Raw genomic sequence first — 3,342 nt, forward strand, 5'->3', positions numbered from 1 at the left:
AATGAACTGCACGCGCTCGGACATTTCCTTGACGGTGTTGCAGAAGCGGCCGACGTTGGCTTCGTCGAGCGGCGCGTCCACCTCGTCCAGCAAACAGAACGGGGCCGGATTCAATTCGAAAATCGAGAACACCAAGGCCACTGCGGTCAGCGCCTTTTCGCCGCCCGACAGCTGATTGATGGTGCTGTTTCGCTTGCCCGGCGGGCGCGCCATGATCGACACGCCGGCGTTCAGAATGTCCTCGCCGGCCAGCTCCAGGTACGCATGACCGCCGCCGAACAGGCGCGGGAAGCGTTCCTTCAAACCGGCATTGACCCGATCGAAAGTATCCTGGAAGCGCTGGCGCGTTTCCTTGTCGATCTTTTGGATAGCGGTTTCCAAGGTCTCCAACGCGTCGGTCAGATCCTTGAACTGGCTATCCAGATATTCCTTACGCTGCGACTGTTCCTGGAACTCCTCGATGGCCGCGAGGTTGACCGCACCCAGTCGTGAGATCTTGTCGGACGTCTCTTCCAAGGTTTCTTCCCAGGTCGCCACGGTGGCTTCCGGCGCCATCTCTTGATACACGATGGTCAGATCGAGCTGCGTGCCCGCGAACTGTTCCTGCAAGGTCTCGCGACGCACCTTCAAGCCCTGCGCATTCATACGAATGTCTTCGAGGCCGTTGCGCGCTTCTTCGATGGCGTGCTCGCGATCCATGCGCTGCTGATCCATCGTGCGCATCAGATGCTCGGCGGTTTCCAATGCCTGGCGCGCCACCGCCAACTCCTGTTCGACTTCGACGCGCTGTTCGAGCATCGCTTCCAGCTGCTCTTCCAGAGCATTCAAAGGCGCTTCGCCTTCGCTGAGTTGTGCAATCAAACGTTCGCGACGCTGTTGTAACTGGTCCAACTGATTTCGCAGACGATCCAAGCCGGCGGTGATGGACGACAACGCCGAGCGGCGCGACTCCACTTTGATGGCCACTTGCTGTGCGCCATCGCGATCCTGCTGGGCCTGTGAACGTTTGTGGCTCAAGTCCTGACGGCGTTCGTCACGTTGCAGTTCGAGATCGACGCGCTGATCTTCGAACTGCGCCATCGCTTCGACGCCTTCCTGCAGGCGGCCACGCGCTTCGGCGACGGTTTCGGTCCGGTTGCCGTAGTCGCTATCCAATTCTTCGATTTCGCCGGTGACTCGGCGCAAACGCTCGGCGGTCTGTTCGGCTTTGGCGCGCAACGCGGTCACTTGCGAAGTGAACTCGCTGTGCGAGCGATGCAGACGATTCACCTCGCCCTGCAATTGGTCGCGGCGTTGTTCGAGCGAACCGATGCCCTCGCGGGATTCGGCCAGCTGCGTCTGAATGGATTCGCGCTGCTCTTCGGCCGCACTGACGCGGTCACGCAGCCCGCCCATTTCCTTTTCACGCTCGATGACGCCGGCGTGCACATCTTTGTCACGGCTGACACGCAACCAGTCACGGCCGATCCACACGCCATCGCGGGTAATGATCGACTGACCGTCGGCGAGTGAGTGACGACGCTCCAGCGCTTCCGGCAGCGAGTCGACGGCAACGATGCCAGTGAGCAATGCCGAGATCGCGGACGGGCCCTGCACGCGAGACAACAAGCTGTTGCCATCGCCACTGTGGGAGCTGCTGGCACCGGCAGAGAAGAACGATACGGCACCGACTTGCAGCGAATCGATCCGCTGCGCGATGTCGTCGAGGGTGTCGACTGACACCGCTTCCAGGTACGAGCCGAGCACCGTTTCCACGGCGCGCTCCCAACCCTGCTCCACCACCAGTTGCTGACCGAGACGCGGCCGCTCAGCGAGCGAGTTGGACGTCAGCCATTCGGTAACCTTGCCTTGCGCCAGGCCCAACGCGGCCTGTTGCAAAGCTTGCAACGACATCAACTTGCCCTGCGCTTCTTGCAGCTGTTTACGGCCGTTGTCGTCGGCGCTGACCAATTCCCGCTCGCGCTCACGCAAGCGTTGCAGCTCTTCCGTCGTGTCACGCAGCTGGGTGGCCGCGTTCTCGCCTTGAGCCGCGGCATCTTCCTGCTGCGCTTCGAGCATGGCGATCCGTTCAGCGGAGTCGCCCATGTCGAGCTGGCTCAGCTCGGAGTTCAAGCGTTCGCGGCGCGACTGCAGTCCGCTGAGCTGCTGCTCCAACTGCTCGATACGCACGCGCTCGACCTGGGTCTTCTCGCTGGCGGCCCGTGAGTCGCGATTGAAGTCCTCCCAGCGCTCCTGCCAGGCCTGCATGGCCTCTTCGGCCTGCGACAACGCATCGGCGGACGCGAGTTGACGCTCCTGGGCCGCTTCCAGCCCCGGCTCCAGCTGCTCGAGCTCGCTACGAAACTCGTCGATCTGATTCTGGTCACGGGCCAGGTGGGTGCTGGCTTCGGTGGCGCTGTCTTCGGTCTGTTCCAGATCCTGACGCTGGCGCTGGCGCAGCTCGCGGTTGTGCTGGATCGACTGCTCGGCACGCGAGATCTCGGAACCGATCTGGTAGTAGCGGCCCTGCACCGTGTTCAACGCTTCGGACTTCTCGGTGAAATCCTCACGCGAGCTTTCGATGGTCGACTCGATGGCGCGCAACTCGGCGATCAAGGCCTGCATGGCCGTATCGCGTTCGCGCAGAATGCTTTCTTTGGCCTCCGAATCGGTTTCGATGGCCTTCAGGCGCAGGGCGATCAGCTCGGCGGTGAGCTTGCGCTCGTCCTGTTTCAGGGTCTGATAGCGACGGGCAGTGGCTGCCTGGCGCTGCAAGTGGCGCAACTGCTTCTCGACTTCCTCGCGGACGTCGTTGAGGCGCTCCAGGTTCTCCTTGGTGGCGGAGATGCGATTGGCCGTCTCGCGGCGACGCTCCTTGTACTTGGAGATGCCGGCCGCCTCTTCGATGAAGCCGCGCAGTTCCTCGGGACGCGCCTCGATGACGCGGCCGATCATGCCCTGCTCGATGATGGCGTAGCTACGCGAACCCAGGCCGGTGCCCAGGAACAGCTGCGTGATGTCTTTACGACGGCAGCGTGCGCCGTTGAGGAAGTAAGCCGAGGTGCCATCGCGGGACACCACGCGCTTCAGCGACACCTCATTGAAGTTGGCGAACTGGCCGGCCAGCTTGCCGTCAGAATTGTCGAACACCAGCTCCACCGAGGCGGTACCCACGGGCTTGCGCGAGCTGGAGCCGTTGAACACCACGTCCGCCATCGAGTCGCCGCGCAAATGCTTGGCCGAAATCTCGCCCATGACCCAGCGGACGGCGTCGATGATGTTGGACTTGCCGCAACCGTTCGGACCGACCACGCCGGTCAAATTACCTGGGAAGTTCACCGCGGTCGGGTCCACGAAGGACTT

Annotated in this window: 1 protein-coding gene; it reads right to left on the minus strand. The window is 62.4% G+C overall.

Annotated features, from left to right (window positions below; genetic code table 11):
- Nucleotides 1-3,342: chromosome segregation protein SMC (gene smc / locus JNL55_RS13360; RefSeq protein WP_293853704.1), on the minus strand; the 3,342-nt coding region annotated here is incomplete at both ends.

Source organism: Steroidobacter sp., assembly GCF_016790065.1.
In the GTDB taxonomy this organism is placed as follows: Bacteria; Pseudomonadota; Gammaproteobacteria; order Steroidobacterales; family Steroidobacteraceae; genus Steroidobacter.